Origin of the sequence: Burkholderia sp. MBR-1, from assembly GCF_013822785.1 — a bacterium.
GTDB lineage: Bacteria > Pseudomonadota > Gammaproteobacteria > Burkholderiales > Burkholderiaceae > Burkholderia > Burkholderia vietnamiensis.
This window is the reverse complement of record NZ_CP053609.1, coordinates 1,308,474-1,325,029: the sequence shown is the minus strand read 5'-3', so window position 1 is coordinate 1,325,029 and position 16,556 is coordinate 1,308,474. Positions and strand designations below refer to the sequence as shown.

Below are 16,556 nucleotides of genomic sequence, written 5' to 3'. Positions count from 1 at the left end.
GCGCCGCATCGGGCGCTTACGCGCCTGGTGCGCGCAGATCGTCCTTCGGCACCGCGTCGAACGGGAACGTCATCGCCACGCGCAGGCCACCCTCCGGGCGGTTGCCGATCTCGCACGCTCCACCCAGCCTCAGCACGAGCCGCTCGACGATCGCGAGCCCGAGCCCGCTGTGGCCGTTCCCGCCGCGCGCTGGGTCCAGCCGCACGAACGGCCGCGTCGCAACCGCGAGGTCGCGCGGCGCGATCCCGCCGCCGCTGTCGCTGACCGACAACAGATACCCCGCCTGAGTCCGCGCCGTCTCGATCAATACGGGCGGCGCACCATACGCATGCGCATTGTCGAGCAGGTTCGACAGAATCCGGTCGAGCGTCGCGGTCGGCAGCAGGAAGCCTGCGCCGGCCGTCAGACGGGTCTGGACTGGCGGTGCGTTCGGCGCGACCGCGCGATAGCTGCGCGCCATCCGCTCGCATGCCTCGTCGACCGGCACGGGCTCGCTGCGGTCCGCGCCGCCGTGCGCGAACACCAGGAACTGATCGACGACGTGCGACATCGAGTCGACATCGCGCACCACGCCGTCGCGCAGCCGCGCGTCGTCCATCATTTCCGCGCGCAGGCGCATCCGCGCGAGCGGCGTGCGCAGATCGTGCGCGACGCCGGCCAGCATCACCGCGCGGTCGTTCTCCGCCTGCGACACCTGTTCCACCATCTGATTGAAGCCGTGCGTGAGCTGACGCAGCTCGCGCGGGCCGCGCTCGCGCAGCGGCGGCACCGGCTGGCCGCGGCCGAAGCGTGCGACCGCACGCGCCAGCGAACGCAGCGGCTGCTGCAGCTGCCACGCGGCGAACAGCGCGGCGATCACGCCGGCCGAGAAGATCGTGCCGAGCCACAGCAGCATGCGGTCGAGCGAGCGCGGCGGGCGCAACGGCTGCACCGGCACGACGATCCAGTTGCGGTCGGTCGGCTCCTTGACCCACAGCACCGGCGGATGGCCCGGCGCGCCGATCTCGACCTGCGTGCCGCGCGGCATCCGCTCGCTCACATCGTCGCGGAAACGCTTGAGCGGCACCGGCAGATTCGAATCGTCGGTCTTCGGCACGTCGGGGCTGTCGGGCGCCACCAGCCGCACGCGCGACGGCAGCGGCTGGTCGGGCGTGCGCTGGATGTGCTGGCGCACTGCATCGACGAGGAACGCGGCCTCCTCGACCGCATAACGCGTCTGCATCTGGCTGCGTTCGAGCCGGATCGCGAAGAACCACGCGAAGTGCGACAACAGCAGCACGCCGATCACGAGCAGCGCGAGCCGCCCGAACAGCGAATCAATGGGTTTGCGCATGGGCCTCGCCGTCGGGCACGAACACGTAGCCGCGCCCGCGGACGGTCTGGATGAAACGCGGCGTCGACGGATCCGTTTCGAGGATGCGCCGCAGGCGCCACACCTGGACGTCGATGCCGCGGTCGGTGCCGTCGTACTCGGGCCCGTGCAGCAGCTCGAGCAGCCGCTCGCGCGTGAGCGTGCGCAGCGCATGGTTCACGAAGATCTTGAGCAGCGCGAATTCGCTGCTCGACAGCGTGGCCGGCTTGCCGTCGACCGACAGCGTGCGCGCCTGGAAGTCGAGCACGAAGCGGCCGAAGGCGAACGGCTCGCGCTGTTCGGGCGCCGCCGCCGACGGCGTCGCGCGGCGCCGGCGCAGCACCGCCTGCACGCGCGCGAGCAGTTCGCGCGGGTTGAACGGCTTGCCGAGATAGTCGTCGGCGCCGAGCTCGAGGCCGACGATGCGATCGACGTCGTCCGCGCGTGCGGTGAGCATGATCACGGGGATGTCGTCGCCGGCCGCGCGCAGCTGGCGCAGCGCGGTCAGGCCGTCCACGCCGGGCATCATCAGGTCCAGCACGATCAGGTCGGGGCGCTCGCGCTCGAGGCGCTTTTCGAGCGTCGCCGCGTCGTGCAGCACGGACACTTCCATCCCCTGCCGCACGAGATAGTCGCGCAGCAGGTCTCGGAGTTCTTGGTCGTCGTCGACGATGAGGATCTGGGTAGTCATGGCCGCAAGTTTAGCGCGCGAGCGCGGCATGAAAGAACGGGACAAACGCGCGAAAGGGTTACTGCGGGTTACCGCGCAAGCCAACTGTAATGCGCGGTAACCCGCCAACCTCCCCGCGTAACACCGGCCTGCGGACGCCCCGCTAACCTGCGTCTTACCGGATGCGGCACGCGGGCCACCCCGCGCATCGCATCGCCGGACCCGTTCGATTCAAGGAGTTTCCGAAATGTACAAGACTTCCCGCGCGGCCCTCGCAGCCGCCACCGTGCTCGCTCTCGCCTTCGGCACCGCGCATGCCGCGCCGCCCGCCGACATGCCGCCGCCCGGCGGCCCCGGCATGCACATGATGCATGGCGGTCACGACGGCGGCCCGTTCGGCGCGATCATGAAGCTGCACGATCAACTCAAGCTCAACGCGTCGCAGGAACAGCAGTGGCAAGCGGCCGTCAACACGATGAAGCAGAACCACGAGGCGATGCGCAAGAGCCACGAGCAATTGCGCGAGCAGTTCAGCGCGCAGCAGAACCAGCCGATTCTCGACCTGAACGCGATGCACGCGGCCCGCCAGCAGGCCGAGCAGCAGAACGCGCAGCTGCGCGAGCAGAGCGCCGCCGCATGGCTCGCCTTCTACAACGGGCTGAACGACCAGCAGAAGACCACCGTCAGCACGGCGCTCAAGCAGCAATTCGCGCGGATGGAGCAGCGTCACGAGAAGATGAAGCAGCGCTGGGAGCAGCACCGCGCGGCGAAGGCCGCGTCGGCACCGGCGCAGTAAGCCGGCCCGCAGTAAGTCGGCCGCTCGCCGGCGGCATTGCAGGAGACGCGTGGCTTCGTGCCCGCGTCTCCTGTTTCATTTCAGGCAGCGTCGAACCGGCCAAGTCCGAACGCGTCTCGGTCCGGAGCGGGCTTCGCGCGCGTTTCGCCCGCCCTGCCCGCCCTGCCGTCGCCCTCCTTGCCCCCCGGGGTTTACGTGGAGCCCACGAGCGCCGCAATCGAATCGTTGCACTGACGAGCCCAATCGACGCGCTGCCCGTTATCAATACATCGATTGCCGCAACAGCCGGTTCGAAGAATCCGTCGATCGAGCCGGATTGCCGTTTTCCGGCTTTCGCGTTCGGGTAAAATACCGCCCTTTTGGCGTTCGCCCGTGCGGCAAGCGCCGATGTCAGCGCGCCGAAACACGAATTTTGGCCGTCTAGAATACGCCGCGGCGCCCGGCACGACCGGCCGCGAGCGTCACCCGGAAGTGAGCGACAAAAGGATGGAAATGAAGAAGGCCGCCCTGTGCGCCGCCCTCGCCCTCGTGGCGGGAAGCGCCTTCGCGAAAGAGTGGAAGACCGTGCGGATCGGTGTCGATGCCAGCTACCCGCCGTTCGAGTCGACCGCGCCGAGCGGCGAGATCGTCGGTTTCGACGTCGACCTCACGAAGGAAATCTGCAAGCGGATCAACGTGAAGTGCGTGTGGGTCGCGCAGGATCTCGACGGGATCATTCCGGCGCTGAAGGCGAAGAAGTACGACGTGATCGTGTCGTCGCTGACCGTCACCGACAAGCGCCGCGAGCAGATCGACTTCTCGGACAAGGTCTACGACGCGCCCGCGCGAATGATCGCGAAGGCCGGCTCGCCGCTGCAGCCGACGGTCGCATCGCTGAAGGGCAAGCGCGTCGGCGTCGAACAGGGTTCGACGCAGGAAAGCTACGCGAAGGCCTACTGGGAACCGCAAGGCGTGACGGTCATTCCTTACCAGAACCAGGACCAGGTCTATACCGACCTCGGCTCGGGCCGCCTCGACGCGACGCTGCAGGACGAGCTGCAGGCCGACTACGGTTTCCTGCGCACGCCGCGCGGCAAGGGCTTCGCGTTCGCCGGGCCGGAAGTGAAGGATCCGAAGACGATCGGCGACGGCACCGCGATCGGCCTGCGCAAGCAGGACACCGACCTGAAGCTGAAGATCAACAACGCGCTGGCCGACATGCACAAGGACGGCACCTTCGACCGGCTGTCGCACAAGTATTTTTCGTTCAGCGTCTATTCGGCTCGCTGAGCCCGGACAATGACGGGAAGCGGATGCGGGGGCGGCCCCGCATCCGCGCAACACAGGCAGTCGACCACGCGCCGCCCGCCTCCACCGCCTGCCGCCCGTCATGGGTCGCGGCAGGCCGGCCCGGCATCGCTGCCGGGGGCGGACGGTCATGATATGCACGGGGCGTTCCGCGCAGCTTGGCGGGCGCGTCTTTCGCGGCGCACGACGTGCGCCTTCTGGGACCACACCAGGGACCACATATGTTTCTACAAGGTTACGGCCCGCTGATCCTCGCGGGCACCTGGCAAACCATCAAACTGTCGGTGCTGTCGCTCGCGCTGTCGTTCCTGCTGGGCTTGCTCGGCGCGGGCGCGAAGCTGTCGCGCAACCGCCTGACGAACGGCATCGGCACCGTCTACACGACGCTGATTCGCGGCGTCCCCGACCTCGTGCTGATGCTGCTGCTGTTCTACAGCCTGCAGATCTGGCTGAACATGGCGACCGACGCGCTCGGCTGGGACCAGATCGACATCGATCCGTTTCTCGCCGGCGTGCTGGTGCTCGGCTTCATCTACGGCGCCTACTTCACCGAGACCTTCCGCGGCGCGTTCCTGTCGGTGCCGCGCGGCCAGCTCGAGGCCGGCAGCGCGTACGGGATGACGAACTGGCAGGTGTTCACGCGGATCATGTTCCCGCAGATGATGCGCTTCGCGTTGCCGGGCATCGGCAACAACTGGCAGGTGCTCGTGAAATCGACGGCGCTCGTGTCGATCATCGGCCTCGCCGACGTCGTCAAGGCGTCGCAGGACGCCGGCAAGGGCACGCTGCGGTTCTTCTTCTTCACGCTGATCGCCGGCGCGGTGTATCTCGCGATCACGACGATGTCGAACTTCGTGCTGATGTGGCTCGAAAAGCGCTACTCGACCGGTGTCCGCAAGGCTGACCTATGATCGAACTCATCCAAGAATACTGGCGCAACTACCTCTATACCGACGGCTTCCGCACCACCGGCGTCGCGATCACGCTGTGGCTGCTGGTCGTGTCGATCGGCCTCGGCTTCTGCCTGTCGGTGCCGCTCGCGGTCGCCCGCGTGTCGAAGCGCAAGTGGCTGTCGGGCGCGGTGTGGCTCTACACCTACGTGTTCCGCGGCACGCCGCTGTACGTGCAGCTGCTGCTCTGCTACACGGGCCTCTACAGCCTGCAGATCGTGCGCGGCACGCCGCTGCTCGATGCGTTCTTCCGCGACGGGATGCGCTGCACGCTGCTCGCGTTCACGCTGAACACCTGCGCGTACACCACGGAGATCTTCGCCGGCGCGATCAAGGCGACGTCGTACGGCGAGATCGAAGCGGCGCGCGCGTACGGGATGTCCACCTTCACGATGTACCGTCGCGTGATCCTGCCGTCGGCGCTGCGGCGCGCGCTGCCGCTGTACAGCAACGAAGTGATCCTGATGCTGCACGCCACCACCGTCGCGTTCACCGCGACCGTGCCGGACATCCTGAAGATCGCGCGCGACGTCAACTCGGCGACCTACATGTCGTTCCACGCATTCGGCATCGCCGCCCTGCTCTATCTCGTGATCTCGTTCACGCTCGTGTGGCTGTTCCGCCAGGCCGAGCGCCGCTGGCTCGCGTATCTGCGCCCGCAAGGCAAGTAAGTTTTCGCAGGACTATTGATGAATTCCCAGACTCAGAAGCTTTTCGTCGACGATCTGCACAAGCGGTACGGCGACAACGAGGTGCTCAAGGGCGTGTCGCTGAAGGCGAACTCCGGCGACGTGATCAGCGTGATCGGCTCGTCCGGCTCCGGCAAGAGCACGATGCTGCGCTGTATCAACTTCCTCGAGCAGCCGAACGCGGGCCGCATCGTCGTCGACGGCGAGGAAGTGCGCACCACGCCCGACAAGACCGGCGCGCTGCGCGCGGCCGATGCGAAGCAGCTGCAGCGCGTGCGCACCAAGCTGGCGATGGTGTTCCAGCACTTCAACCTGTGGTCGCACATGAACGTGCTCGAGAACGTGATGGAAGCGCCCGTGAACGTGCTCGGCATCCCGAAGAAGGAAGCCGAGGACCGCGCGCGCGAATACCTCGAGAAGGTCGGCCTCGCGCCGCGCGTCGAGAAGCAGTATCCGTCGCATCTGTCCGGCGGCCAGCAGCAGCGCGTCGCGATCGCGCGCGCGCTCGCGATGCATCCGGACGTGATGCTGTTCGACGAGCCGACCTCGGCGCTCGATCCGGAGCTCGTCGGCGAAGTGCTGAAGGTGATGCAGAAGCTCGCCGAGGAAGGCCGCACGATGATCGTCGTCACGCACGAGATGGGTTTCGCGCGCAACGTGTCGAACCACGTGATGTTCCTGCATCAGGGGCGCGTCGAGGAACAAGGCGTGCCGGCCGACGTGTTCGCCAACCCGAAGAGCGAGCGACTGCGCGCGTTCCTGTCGGGCAGCCTCAAGTAAGCCCGCCAGGCGCGGCGTAAACCCGAAGCGGGCGCCCACGCGGCGCCCGTTTTTGCGTTTACGCGGCGTCGACCGGCGCGCCGTCGGCGAACGCGCGCAGCGCGTCGCCTGCGAGGCGGTAGCGCACCCATTCGTCCTGCGGCGCCGCGCCGACGCTTTCGTAGAAGCGGATCGCCGGCTCGTTCCAGTCGAGCACGCTCCATTCGAACCGCCCGCAGCCGGTGTCCACGGCGATCCGCGCGAGCGCCTTGAGCAGCCGCCGGCCGGCGCCCGCGCCGCGAAAGCGCGGCGACACGTACAAGTCCTCCAGATACAGCCCCTGCCGGCCGAGCCACGTCGAGTACGAGAAGAAATACACGGCGAAGCCGGCCGGCTCGCCGTCGACGTCGCAGATCAGCGCACGCGCGGGCGAGCCTTCGCCGAACAGGCTGCGCTCGAGCGACGCGGGCGTCGCGACCACTTCATGCTCGGCCTTCTCGTAGACGGCCAGTTCGGTGATGAAACGCAGGATTTGCGGCACGTCGGCGACGGTCGCGGAACGGATGTCGATTTGCACGGCGGGGAGCCCTCCTTCGGCCCGGATTGACGGCGGATTGCAGCGAGCGCGCGGTTGCACGTGGCGCTGCGCGTAGCGACATGCTACGGTCGCGGCACTGCTGCAGGAAGTGCAGTTTCTTCATCCGGATCTGAACATGATGCATCCCGACCTGCGCCGTCTCGATCTGAACCTGCTGCTCGCGTTCGACGCGCTGTACCGCCACCGCTCGGTCGCCGCTGCCGCGCACGAACTCGCGATGAGCCCGTCGGCGCTGAGCCACGCGCTCGCGCGGCTGCGCGACGCGATCGGCGACGCGCTGTTCGTGCGGCTCGGCAACGAGATGCAGCCGACCGTGCGCGCCGACGATATCGCCGGCTGGGCCGCCGAGGCGCTCGACACGATGTCGAAGGGGCTCGCCCGCGCGCGTCGCTTCGATCCCGCGGAGAGTGACCGCACGTTCGTGCTCGCCGCCAGCGACTACACGGCGTTCGCCGTGCTGCCGGCGCTGCTCGCGCGCATCGAGCGCGTCGCGCCGCATCTGCGCTTCCGCATCGTTCACTCCGACCGCAAGATCGCGATCGACGAGCTGGCGGCAGGCCGGATCGACTTCGCGCTCGGCTATCACGAGGAATCGGTCGCCGCCGCGCCGGGCATCGAGGACTTCGACTGGTTCTCCGACGACTACGTGGTGATCGCAAGCGCGACGCACCCGGACGTGGGCAGCCGGCTGACGCTCGATCAGTACCTCGCAGCCCGCCACGTGGTCGTCACGCCGTGGAACGAGCCGCGCGGCGTGGTCGACTACGTGCTCGACCGGCTCGGCCTTGCCCGGCAGGTGGCCATGCAGTTGCCGAGCGTGCTGGCCGCGCCGTTCGTGATCGCCGGGTCGACGCTGCTGATGACGGTGCCGAACCGCGCCGCGCAGGTGCTGCAGTACGCGGCGCCGATCCGCATCTACGCCGCGCCGTTCGACATCCCGCGCTACACGGTGAAGATCTACTCGCACGCGAAGCACGCGCGCACCGACGCGCATCGCTGGCTTCGCGCGCAACTGCTCGCCGCGCGGCCGGCGCCCGACTGACCCGACACGCACCCAAGCCCCGCCTCGCGCGCCGCCGACGGGCGCCGACGGCCGTGCGCGGCCGCGTCGACACGACGTCGAAGCGCCGCCAACTTATTACGAATTACTTACCAATCCTGCCTTCCCGCCGCTTACGCCGACACCCGCGGCGTCGTCAATAGTGGCAATCCTTGACCCATGTCTGGAGAATCCATGTATCCCTTGCAGGACAAGGGTTTTCCGGCGATCGACGGTAGTCCTTGCCACCGTGACGACCCGTGTTGCATGGCAATTTGGCGACATGCGCTAGTCAAACAACGATTTCCATCGCCACAAAATTGTATTTTTGCTAAATTAGTAACCAAAGTAGCAAAACGAAGTTCGTGAAATGTAGTTTAGCTTCACGACACAACAAGGAGACCCCGCAAGCCCACCCGGCCGCGCGGGACCGCTCAACGGTTTTCCGTCTGCTTGCCCGCGTGCGGCGCCGAACCGGCCTTGCACGAGGTCTCCCTGGTTATCCCGCTTTTCGCTTTTGCCCGGCGCTCGCTGCTACGGGCATCTCGTGCAGTCTGGGTTGACTTTTTGACAGGGTATGGAGGAGATGATGAAGAAAGCTTTGGTCGCGGCCGCGCTGATGGCTGCTGGGGTGGTGACGGCGCACGCGCAGAGCAGCGTGACGCTGTATGGTCGCCTGGATGCCGGCATTGAGTACCTGAACGGCCTTCAGAACGGCCACCAAGTGCGCGCGGAAAGCGGCGACTGGGGCACGAGCCTGTGGGGCTTGAAGGGTAGCGAGGACATCGGCGGCGGCAACAAGGTCCTGTTCCACCTCGAAGGCGCGTTCAACACGATGAACGGCGGCCTGGGCACGAGCGGCTCGATCTGGGATCGTTTCGCGACGGTCGGGATCTCGAACGATCGCTACGGTACGCTGCTGTTGGGTCGCGAACTCGCGATCGCGAACGGCGTGTGGGACTTCGACCCGTTCGGCCAGTCGGCCTGGTCGACGGCATCGCTGGTGCGCGGCCGCAACTGGAACAAGACCAGCAACAACGTGTCGTACCAGTCGCCGTCGCTCTACGGCCTCGACTTCTACGGCCAGTTCTCGTTCTCGAACTCGACCAGCTTCAACGGCAACACGACGGCCGGCCAACCGGGTCGTGCAATGGGCGGTCAGGTCACCTACACGAACTCGCTGTTCCAGTTGCGCGGCATCTACGACGAAACGCGCGACAGCAACGGCCGCTTCTCGGACGTGTTCAACTACTCGCGTGAATACTTCGCGGGCGTGAACGTGTTCCTCGGCCAGTTCAAGGTTCAGGCGGCCTACCAGGCCTCGCGCGCCGACGGCAGCGGCGGCCCGGCAGTCAACGCCGGCGTGACGGGTACGCAACAGGTGTGGGGCGGCGTGACGTGGCAGGCCACGCCGGCAGCGGCGCTGATCGCGGCCGTGTATCACGTGAACGCGAACCACGGCGGCGGCAACGCGAACATCTACACGATCGGCGGTTCGTACAACATCTCGAAGCGCACGCTGTTCGACCTGCAGGCCGCGACGGTGCGCAACAGCTCGACGGCCAACTTCGGTCTGAACGCGAACGGTGCAGGCACCGCCGTGTCGACCGGCAACCCGCATCCGGGCGGCAGCCAGACCGGCGTCTACGCCGGCATCCAGCACCTGTTCTGATCGGGCGCCGTCAAAGAACGAATCGACAACACTTTCCACGCTGCTGCGAGAGGCGCGTATCGGTGCGGTACCCAACCGGGTATCCGCACCGTTTTTTATTGGGCGGCCCGCAATCGTGCGCCCCGCTGCGCGGTACGACCGCGCGGGCCGGCGGCGACGCTCAGACCGCCGCTTCGTTCTCTTCGCCGGTGCGGATGCGGATCACGCGTTCGACGTCGGACACGAAGATCTTGCCGTCGCCGATCTTGCCCGTGCGCGCGGCGCCGATCACCGCATCGATCACCTGATCGACCTGCGCTTCCGCGACGACCACCTCGATCTTCATCTTCGGCAGGAAGTCGACGACGTATTCGGCGCCGCGGTACAGCTCGGTGTGGCCCTTCTGGCGGCCGAAGCCCTTCACTTCCGTCACCGTCAGGCCGGTGAGGCCCACTTCGGCGAGCGCTTCGCGGACTTCGTCCAGCTTGAACGGCTTGATGATGGCGGTGATGCGTTTCATGATGGTTGTCCCTCAATGCTCGTTTGGATGCAGAATCGCGATCCCGATTGTAAGCGCTAGTAGGCGCTAATCAGGGCTAAGCCGGGCGCCGGTCAGTCGACCCGCTCGGTGAAGCGCGACGTGATCGGATAGCGCCAGTCGCGTCCGAATGCCCGGTGCGTGACGCGAATGCCGATCGGCGCCTGGCGGCGCTTGTATTCGTTGATCTTGATGAGCCGCGTCACCCGCGCGACGTCGGCCTCGGCGTAGCCGGCCGCGACGATCTCGCCGAGCGGCCGGTCCTCTTCCATGTACATCCGCATGATCGCGTCCAGCACGTCGTACGGCGGCAGGCTGTCCTGGTCGGTCTGGTTCTCGCGCAGCTCGGCCGACGGCGCGCGCGTCAGGATCCGTTCGGGGATCACGTCGCGCGTGCCGTAATCGGGCGTCGCGTTGCGGTAGCGGCACAGCTGGTACACCTGCGTCTTCGCGATGTCCTTGATCACCGCGAAGCCGCCGGCCATGTCGCCGTACAGCGTGCAGTAGCCGACCGCCATCTCGCTCTTGTTGCCGGTCGTCAGCACGATCGAGCCGAACTTGTTCGACAGCGCCATCAGCAGCGTGCCGCGAATGCGCGCCTGGATGTTCTCCTCCGTCGCGTCCTCCGCGCGGCCGGCGAACTCGCCCGCGAGCGCCGCGCGGAACGCGTCGAACATCGGCGCGATCGCAATCTCGTCGTAGCGCACGCCCACGCGCCGCGCCATCTCCGCCGCGTCGGTCGTCGAAATGTCGGCCGTGTAGCGCGACGGCATCATCACCGCGCGCACGCGCTCGGGGCCGAGCGCATCGCATGCGACGGCCAGCACCAGCGCCGAATCGACGCCGCCCGACAACCCGATCAGCACGCCGGGAAAACCGTTCTTGCCGATGTAGTCGCGCACGCCGGTCACGAGCGCGCGATAAACCTGCGCGTCGACCGGCAACTCGGGGGCGATCGCGCCCGGCAGCGGCCGTGCGCCGTCGAATTCGACGATCGCGTGGCCTTCGTCGAACAGCGGCATCTTCGCGACCAGCACACCGTCGCCGTCCAGCACGAACGAGCCGCCGTCGAACACGAGCTCGTCCTGGCCGCCGACCAGGTTCACGTACACCATCGGCAAGCCGGTCTCGCGGATCCGCGCGCGCAGGATGTCGATGCGCAGCGCCTCCTTGTTCATGTGATACGGCGAGCCGTTCGGGATCAGCAACACTTGCGCGCCGGCGGCCTTGGCGATCTGCGCGGCCGATGCGTGCCACGCGTCCTCGCAGATGATCACGCCGTATTTCACGCCGTTCAGCTCGAACACGAGCGGCTCGGTGTCGGTCGCGAAGTAGCGCTTCTCGTCGAACACGTCGGCGTTCGGCAGATCCTGCTTGCGGTAGGTGCCGACGATCTTGCCGCCGACGATCAGCGACGCCGCGTTGTACGTGTCGACCGGCGGCACGCCGCGCTCGATCGGGCGGTTTGCATTACCATCGACGGCGGGCTCGCCGCCGGCCGCCTCGCCCGCCGCGCTGCGCAGCGGATGGCCGACCAGCACCGCGAGCCCGTTAAACTCGCGCAATGCGTCGGCGAGCGCCTCGAGCGCGGCGGCGGCCGCCGTGTAGAACGCGGGCCGCAGCAGCAGGTCTTCGGGTGGATAGCCCGACAGCGCGAGTTCGGGCGCGATCATCAGATGCGCACCATCGTTGTGCGCTGCGCGGGCGGCCGCGACGATCCGCGCGACGTTGCCGGCGAAATCGCCGACGGTGACGTTGATCTGGGCAAGAGCGAGTCGGGTCTTCATGACGGCATCGGCGCAGCCGGGCGGCGCGCGCTGAACGGTTGACGAAACGCCCCGGACGCGAGCCACCGCGGCACGCTTCCGGCGGCATCCAACAGTACGGATTCACGCTTGAAACACGAACGCATCGATTATCGCACGGGCATCCTGTCGTCTCCCGCGGAGGTGCCGGCCGACGAATGGAACGCGCTGCTCGAACGCGACGCGCAGCCGACGCCGTTCCTGCGCCACGAGTTCCTCGACGCGCTGCACGTCGCGCGCTGCGCAGTGGACGACACCGGCTGGTTGCCGCACTTCGTCACACTCACCGACGCGCACACGGGCCGCCTCGCGGCCGCTGCGCCCGTCTACGCGAAGCAGCATTCGTACGGCGAATACGTGTTCGACTGGGCATGGGCCGACGCGTACCAGCGCAACGACCTGCCCTACTACCCGAAGCTGCTGTGCGCGGTGCCGTTCACGCCGGTGCAGGGCACGCGCCTGCTCGCCGCCGACGAAGACGCGCGCCGCCGCCTCGCGGCCACGCTGCTCGCGTTCGCGGAGCAGAGCGACGTGTCGTCGCTGCACGTGCTGTTTCCGACCGGCGACGAGGCCCGCCTGCTCGAATCGATGGGCATGATGCTGCGCGAGGGCGTGCAGTTCCACTGGCTCAACGACGGCTATCGCGACTTCGACGACTTCCTCGGCACGCTCGAGCAGAAGAAGCGCAAGAACATCCGCGCGGAACGGCGCAAGGTGCGCGACGCCGGCATCACGTTCCGGCGGCTCGCCGGCGAGCAGATCACCGATGCCGACTGGCGCTTCTTCACGCGTTGCTACCGGCAGACCTATCGCGAGCACTATTCGAGCCCGTACCTGAACCTCGAGTTTTTCCGCACGATCGGCGCGACGATGCCCGAGAATCTGCTGCTGGTCATCGCCGAAGCAGACGGGCGGCCGATCGCGAGCTCGCTCGCCGTGTACCGGCGCGGCGCCGACGGCCGCGGCGGCACGCTGTACGGCCGCTACTGGGGCGCGCTCGAACACGTGCCGTGCCTCCATTTCGAGACGGCGTACTACCAGTTGCTCGAGTTCTGCATCGAGGCCGGGCTCGATACCTTCGAGGGCGGCGCGCAAGGCGAGCACAAGCTCGCGCGCGGCTTTCTGCCGACCGTCACGCATTCCGCGCACTGGCTCGCGCATCCGGCGTTCTCCGATGCGGTCGCGCGCTTTCTGGAGCGCGAGACCGAGCATATCCACGCCTACGTCGACGAATTGCGCGAACACGATCCGTTCCGCCGCGGCACGTGACGACGCTCGCGCCACGCGTGTTTCGCGGCGGCCGCCTTCATTTCTGAGACACTGACGGCTTCGCAGCCTGCCGCGTTCCCATGTCCTGGTTTCTGTATCTGATCGAGTGCGCCGACGACAGCGTCTACACGGGCATCACGACCGACGTCGCCGCCCGCTTCGACGAGCACGCGTCCGGCAAGGGCGCCCGCTACACGCGCTCGCGCAAGCCGCGCGCGGTGCTCGCGTCGTTCCCGTTGCCCGACCGGTCGAGCGCATCGCGCGCCGAGTATTGGGTGAAACGCCTCACGGCCGCGCAGAAACGGGAGCTGGCGGCTGGCGGGCGGACGCTCGCTTCGGTATTGCCGGATGGGATATCGAGCGACGGGGGCGCCGAGGCACGCGTCGCGTCGGGCGGTGCGAAGAACGCGAACGAGAGCGAGGTGTCGGCCGGCGACGCGCGGAAGTCGCGAGCGAAGTCTGGGGTGAGGCGCGGTGCCAAGTCAGATGCGAAGCCCGACGCCAAGTCCGACAAGAAGTCCGATGCGAGGCCCGGTTCGAAGCCCGCCGCTAAGCCGCAGGCCAAGTCCGACGCCAAGCCCGGTGTGAAGTCCGGCAGGAGGCCAGGTGCGAGGCCCGCTGCCAAGCCGCAGGCCAACTCCGACGCAAAGCTCCGAGCGAAATCCGACGAGAAGTCCGGCGCAAGGTCGGGTGCGAAGCCCGACGCCAAACCCGCTGCGAAGGACGCCGCAACCCCACCCGTCACCACCGCCCCCCGCCGCACGACCGCCGCGAAACGCGCGCAATCCGCACCGCCCTCCGCCGCACCGCGCCCGCCCGGCGCCCGCGGCAAACCGCACACAAAACAAAACCGCGCGGCCTCCTGACGAGACACGCGCGGTTTGCGATGCGAGCGAACCGGCCGCGAAGTCGGCCATTCGGCTTACTTCTTGTAGTTCGCAGCGCCGTCGGCGATTTCCTTGTGCGCGGCGTCGATGCCGGCCCAGCCTTCGACCTTCACCCACTTGCCCTTCTCGAGCGCCTTGTATTGCTCGAAGAAGTGCTTGATCTGGTCCTTCAGATACTCGGGCACGTCGTCGATCGACTTCAGGTTCGCCGTCATCGGGCAGACCTTGTCGTGCGGCACCGCGACGAGCTTCGCGTCGACGCCCGACTCGTCGGTCATCTGCAGCATGCCGAGCACGCGCGAACGCACGATCGAGCCGGCCAGCAGCGGGAACGGCGTGATCACCAGCACGTCAACCGGATCGCCGTCGCCCGACAGCGTCTGCGGGATGTAGCCGTAGTTCACCGGATAACGCATGCCGGTACCGATGAAGCGGTCGACGACGAGGAGGCCCAGCTCCTTGTCGGCTTCGTACTTCACCGGATCGCTTTGCGCGGGGATCTCGATGATCACGTTGAAATCGTGCGGCAGGTCCTTGCCGGCCGGAACATGATTGAAGCTCATAGCGCTCTCTGTTGGTCGATGGGAATGCGGCGCAGGGTGCCTCGACCGGTGCGCGGCCGCGGGCCTCCCCGCAGGGAATGCGCCATTATAGCCAATCGACCGGTGGCGTCCGGATGACGATCGGCGTGATAATCGGTCCGGACGTTCTGCCACTGACCGCGAGCGATGCCGCACGGCGGCCGCGATGCACGGCCGCCGCGGCACCCGCGGTACGCGCCCACCCGGAGACAGGAGCACGCATGGAACAGGCGAAGCACTTCATCGCAGGCGAATGGACGCTGCCCGCGCAGCTGGAGCCGATTGCCGTCGTCGACCCGTCCGACGGCCGGCCGTTCGCGACGATCGCGCGCGGCACGGCGCCGGACATCGAGCGCGCCGTCGCCGCGGCGCGCGACGCCTTCGCGGGCCCGTGGGGCGCGGCGAGCGCCGCCGAGCGCGGCCGCGTGCTGATGCGGCTGTCCGCGCGCGTCACCGATTGCATCGAAGAACTCGCGACGATCGAGGCGCGCGATACCGGCAAGCCGCTGAAGCAGGCGCGCGCGGACGCCGCCGCGCTCGCGCGCTATTTCGAGTTCTACGCGGGCGCCGCCGACAAGCTGCACGGCGAGACGCTTCCCTACCAAGCCGGCTACACGGTGCTGACGGTGCGTGAGCCGCATGGCGTCACCGGCCACATCGTGCCGTGGAATTACCCGATGCAGATCTTCGGGCGCAGCGTCGGCGCGGCGCTGGCCGCCGGCAACGCGTGCGTCGTGAAACCGGCCGAGGACGCATGCCTGTCGGTGCTGCGCGTCGCCGAGCTGGCTATCGAGGCCGGGCTGCCGGCCGGTGCGCTGAACGTCGTCACCGGCTACGGTCACGAAGCCGGTGCCGCGCTCGCGCGCCACCCCGGCATCGACCACATCTCGTTCACCGGCTCGCCCGCGACCGGCAAGCTGGTCGCCCAGATGGCCGCCGAGAATCACGTGCCCGTCACGCTCGAGCTCGGCGGCAAATCGCCCCAGATCGTGTTCGCCGACGCCGACCTCGACGCCGCGCTGCCGGTGCTCGTGTCGGCGATCGTGCAGAACGGCGGGCAGACCTGCTCGGCCGGCAGCCGCGTGCTGATCGAGCATGCGGCCTACGAGCCGCTGGTCGAGCGGCTCGCCACCGCGTTCAACGCGCTGCGCGTCGGCCCGAGCCGCGCGGACCTCGACTGCGGCCCGCTGATCAACGCGAAGCAGCAGCAGCGCGTCTGGGATTTCCTGTCCGATGCGCAGCACGACGGCATTCCGATGGCCGCGCAAGGCCAGGTCGTCGCCGACGCGCCGGAAAGCGGCTTCTACCAGGCGCCCGCGCTGCTGCGCGACGTCCCGCCGTCGCATCGGCTCGCGCAGGAGGAAGTATTCGGCCCGGTGCTCGCGGCGATGCGCTTCGTCGACGAGGAAGAAGCCGTCGCGCTCGCGAACGGCACGCCGTACGGGCTCGTCGCCGGCATCTGGACGCGCGACGGCGCGCGCCAGCTGCGCCTCGCGCGGCGCGTGCGCGCGGGCCAGGTGTTCATCAACAACTACGGCGCGGGCGGCGGCGTCGAGCTGCCGTTCGGCGGCGTCGGCCATTCGGGCCACGGGCGCGAGAAAGGCTTCGAGGCGCTGTACGGCTTCACCGCGCTGAAGACGATCGCGATCCGGCACGGCTGAACCGCGCCGCGCGGGCGGAAGCAGC

General features: G+C 67.8%; 16 protein-coding genes. 10 read left to right on the top strand and 6 right to left on the bottom strand.

The features are described from left to right. Window positions 1-16 precede the first annotated feature (16 nt). Window positions 17-1,333, bottom strand: a complete 1,317-nt coding sequence (locus MBR110_RS06060; protein ID WP_011885681.1) for an ATP-binding protein — start codon at window positions 1,331-1,333, stop codon at window positions 17-19. Continuing rightward, window positions 1,317-2,042 (bottom strand): response regulator, encoded by a 726-nt coding sequence (locus tag MBR110_RS06055; RefSeq protein WP_009693256.1) that lies wholly within the window; start codon window positions 2,040-2,042, stop codon window positions 1,317-1,319. The genes MBR110_RS06060 and MBR110_RS06055 overlap by 17 nt, the downstream gene beginning before the upstream one ends. Before the next feature lie 226 nt (window positions 2,043-2,268). Between MBR110_RS06055 and MBR110_RS06050 the strand changes: the two genes are divergently transcribed. The 5 genes from MBR110_RS06050 (at window position 2,269) to MBR110_RS06030 (ending at window position 6,523) form a co-directional block, all read left to right on the top strand. Then, on the top strand, window positions 2,269-2,817 hold the full coding sequence (locus MBR110_RS06050; RefSeq protein ID WP_011885682.1) for a periplasmic heavy metal sensor: 549 nt from the start codon (window positions 2,269-2,271) through the stop codon (window positions 2,815-2,817). A 492-nt stretch (window positions 2,818-3,309) separates the two neighbouring features. Further along, a complete protein-coding gene (locus MBR110_RS06045; protein ID WP_034192590.1) occupies window positions 3,310-4,086 on the top strand; it encodes an ABC transporter substrate-binding protein in 777 nt (258 codons plus the stop codon). A gap of 239 nt (window positions 4,087-4,325) precedes the next feature. Beyond that, window positions 4,326-5,015, top strand: a complete 690-nt coding sequence (locus MBR110_RS06040) for an ABC transporter permease (protein WP_011885684.1) — start codon at window positions 4,326-4,328, stop codon at window positions 5,013-5,015. After that, on the top strand, window positions 5,012-5,725 hold the full coding sequence (locus tag MBR110_RS06035) for an ABC transporter permease (RefSeq protein ID WP_011885685.1): 714 nt from the start codon (window positions 5,012-5,014) through the stop codon (window positions 5,723-5,725). The genes MBR110_RS06040 and MBR110_RS06035 overlap by 4 nt, the downstream gene beginning before the upstream one ends. 18 nt (window positions 5,726-5,743) lie before the next feature. After that, entirely contained in the window at window positions 5,744-6,523 is a 780-nt protein-coding gene (locus tag MBR110_RS06030; protein WP_034192591.1) for an ABC transporter ATP-binding protein, read from the top strand. 58 nt (window positions 6,524-6,581) lie between these two features. On the opposite strand, the gene MBR110_RS06025 is transcribed toward MBR110_RS06030, so the two are convergent. Continuing rightward, window positions 6,582-7,079: a GNAT family N-acetyltransferase gene (locus MBR110_RS06025; RefSeq protein ID WP_034192592.1), complete on the bottom strand. Its 498-nt coding sequence runs from the start codon at window positions 7,077-7,079 to the stop codon at window positions 6,582-6,584. A 136-nt stretch (window positions 7,080-7,215) separates the two neighbouring features. On the opposite strand from MBR110_RS06025, the gene MBR110_RS06020 reads away from it, so the two are divergent. Together MBR110_RS06020 and MBR110_RS06015 are read left to right on the top strand one after the other, a co-directional pair. Further along, a complete protein-coding gene (locus tag MBR110_RS06020; RefSeq protein ID WP_041493980.1) occupies window positions 7,216-8,142 on the top strand; it encodes a LysR family transcriptional regulator in 927 nt (308 codons plus the stop codon). A 583-nt stretch (window positions 8,143-8,725) separates the two neighbouring features. After that, window positions 8,726-9,811 carry a porin gene (locus tag MBR110_RS06015; RefSeq protein ID WP_011885689.1) on the top strand — a complete coding sequence of 362 codons (1,086 nt, stop codon included), beginning with the start codon at window positions 8,726-8,728 and terminating at the stop codon, window positions 9,809-9,811. A gap of 160 nt (window positions 9,812-9,971) precedes the next feature. Here MBR110_RS06015 and MBR110_RS06010 read toward each other — a convergent pair whose 3' ends face one another. Together MBR110_RS06010 and MBR110_RS06005 are read right to left on the bottom strand one after the other, a co-directional pair. After that, complete coding sequence (locus MBR110_RS06010; protein WP_006398637.1) at window positions 9,972-10,310, bottom strand: P-II family nitrogen regulator; 339 nt, start codon at window positions 10,308-10,310, stop codon at window positions 9,972-9,974. Window positions 10,311-10,402: 92 nt separating this feature from the next. Beyond that, window positions 10,403-12,115 carry an NAD+ synthase gene (locus tag MBR110_RS06005; RefSeq protein WP_069264646.1) on the bottom strand — a complete coding sequence of 571 codons (1,713 nt, stop codon included), beginning with the start codon at window positions 12,113-12,115 and terminating at the stop codon, window positions 10,403-10,405. 108 nt (window positions 12,116-12,223) lie between these two features. Here MBR110_RS06005 and MBR110_RS06000 point away from each other — a divergent pair, with 108 nt between their 5' ends. Together MBR110_RS06000 and MBR110_RS05995 are read left to right on the top strand one after the other, a co-directional pair. Beyond that, window positions 12,224-13,402, top strand: a complete 1,179-nt coding sequence (locus MBR110_RS06000; protein ID WP_059475178.1) for a GNAT family N-acetyltransferase — start codon at window positions 12,224-12,226, stop codon at window positions 13,400-13,402. 80 nt (window positions 13,403-13,482) lie between these two features. Continuing rightward, window positions 13,483-14,268 (top strand): GIY-YIG nuclease family protein, encoded by a 786-nt coding sequence (locus tag MBR110_RS05995; RefSeq protein ID WP_011885692.1) that lies wholly within the window; start codon window positions 13,483-13,485, stop codon window positions 14,266-14,268. Window positions 14,269-14,324: 56 nt separating this feature from the next. Here the strand turns inward: MBR110_RS05995 and ppa are convergent, their stop codons facing one another. Beyond that, window positions 14,325-14,852 carry an inorganic diphosphatase gene (gene ppa / locus MBR110_RS05990; protein ID WP_011885693.1) on the bottom strand — a complete coding sequence of 176 codons (528 nt, stop codon included), beginning with the start codon at window positions 14,850-14,852 and terminating at the stop codon, window positions 14,325-14,327. A gap of 239 nt (window positions 14,853-15,091) precedes the next feature. Here ppa and MBR110_RS05985 point away from each other — a divergent pair, with 239 nt between their 5' ends. Beyond that, window positions 15,092-16,531, top strand: a complete 1,440-nt coding sequence (locus tag MBR110_RS05985; RefSeq protein WP_011885694.1) for an aldehyde dehydrogenase family protein — start codon at window positions 15,092-15,094, stop codon at window positions 16,529-16,531. The last annotated feature ends 25 nt before the right edge of the window (window positions 16,532-16,556 follow it).